Here is a 1,866-nt window from a genome sequence, read left to right as displayed (position 1 = left end):
GGTCCAGGGTGGCTTGGGCACGCATGGTTCAGGCCTGCTGCAGGGCGTAGAGCTTGGCGTAGGTGCCGTTGGGGCGTTCCTTGAGTTCGCCGTGGTGGCCTTCTTCGATGAGTTCGCCGTGATCCATGACGAGGATGCGGTTGGCGTCTTTCACCGCGGAGAGGCGGTGGGCAATGATGATGACGGTGCGGCCGCGGCAGATGTCGCGCATGTTGTCCTGGATGATGCGTTCGGATTCGTAGTCGAGGGCGCTGGTGGCTTCGTCGAGGATGAGGATGCGCGGGTCGGTGAGCAGCGCCCGGGCGATGGCGATGCGCTGGCGCTGGCCGCCGGAGAGGGTGGCGCCGTGTTCGCCCACCGGGGTGTCGTAGGCCTGGGGCAGTTGCATGATGAAGTCGTGGGCGCCGGCGAGTTTGGCGGCGGCGATGACGTTCTCGAGCGGGGCGCCGGGGTCGGTGAGGGCGATGTTGTCGCGGATGGAGCGGGCGAAGAGCATGTTCTCCTGCAATACAACGCCGGTCTGGCGGCGCAGCCAGACCGGGTCGGCGAGCGCGAGATCGACGCCGTCGACGAGTACGCGGCCGCGCTCGGGAACGTAGAGGCGCTGGATGAGCTTGGTGAGGGTGCTCTTGCCGGAGCCGGAGCGGCCGACGATGCCGATGACTTCGCCCGCGGCGATGGTGAAGGAGACGCCCTTGAGGATTTCGGCGCCGTCAGGGCGGTAGCGGAAGCGCACCTGTTCGAATTCGATGCGCCCTTGCATGGCCAGCAGCGCCGCCCGGCTGGCGGGCAGTTCGGTGCGGGTGTTGAGGATGTCGCCCAGGCGGGCCATGGAGATGCCGGTCTGCTGGAAGTCCTGCCACAGGTTGGCGAGCCGCATGATGGGCTGGGAGACGCGGCCGGCGAGCATGTTGAAGGCGATGAGGCCGCCGACGGTGAGGGCGCCGTCGATGACCTGGTAGGCGCCCAGCCAGAGGATGGCGACGGTGGTGAGCTTGCCGATGAGGCCGACGCTCTCGGCGGCCCAGGCGCCCAGGCGGGTGACGCGGAAGCCGGCGGCGACGTAGCCGGCGAGCTGGTTGTCCCAGTGGCGGGTGAATTGGGGTTCGACCGCCATGGCCTTGACGGTGTGGATGTTGGAGACGGATTCGACGAGGAAGGCCTGGTTGTCGGCGCTGCGCTGGAATTTCTCGTTGAGACGGCCGCGCAGGATGGGGGTGATGCCGATGGAGAGCGCGGCGTAGATCGGCAGGGTGGCGAGCACGACCAGGGTGAGCCAGATCGAGTACCAGGCCATGACGGCGATGAAGACGATGGAGAAGAAGAGGTCCAGCACCAGGGTGAGGGCCTGGCCGGTGAGGAACTGGCGGATGTTCTCGAGTTCGCGCACGCGGGCCACCGAGTCGCCCACCCGGCGGGCTTCGAAGTAGGCGAGCGGCAGGTTGAGGAGGTGGCGGAAGAGGCGGGCGCCGAGTTCGACGTCGATGCGGCTGGAGGTGTGGGCGAAGAGGTAGGTGCGCAGCGCCGAGAGCAGGCTTTCGAAGAGGTTGACGGCAATCAGGCCGATGCCGATCACGGTGAGGGTGGCGTAGCCCTTGTGCACCAGCACTTTGTCCATCACCACCTGGAAGAAGAGCGGGGTGACGAGGGCGAAGAGCTGGAGGAAGAAGGAGGCGACCAGGACTTCGCCGAGCAGCCGCCGGTATTTGACGATGGCGGGGATGAACCAGGAGAAGTCGAAGCGGGCGAGTTCGGCGGCGAGCGAGGCACGCGAGGCGAGCAGGACGAGGGTGCCGTCCCAGCGGGCGAGGAATTCGGCTTCGGGGAGGATCTGGGGGCGGCCGCTGGCGGGGTCCTGGATGAGGA

At 67.4% G+C, this 1,866-nt stretch carries 1 protein-coding gene; it reads right to left on the bottom strand.

Translation table 11 applies throughout. The annotated features are described in order from the left end of the window. Positions 1-28 precede the first annotated feature (28 nt). The coding region (locus GRF61_RS24000; RefSeq protein ID WP_169153134.1) for a type I secretion system permease/ATPase at positions 29-1,866 on the bottom strand (1,838 nt) is incomplete at its 5' end.

Source organism: Azoarcus sp. TTM-91 (genome assembly GCF_012911025.1).
Lineage (GTDB): Bacteria > Pseudomonadota > Gammaproteobacteria > Burkholderiales > Rhodocyclaceae > Azoarcus.
This window is presented reverse-complemented; position numbering and strand designations above follow the sequence as displayed.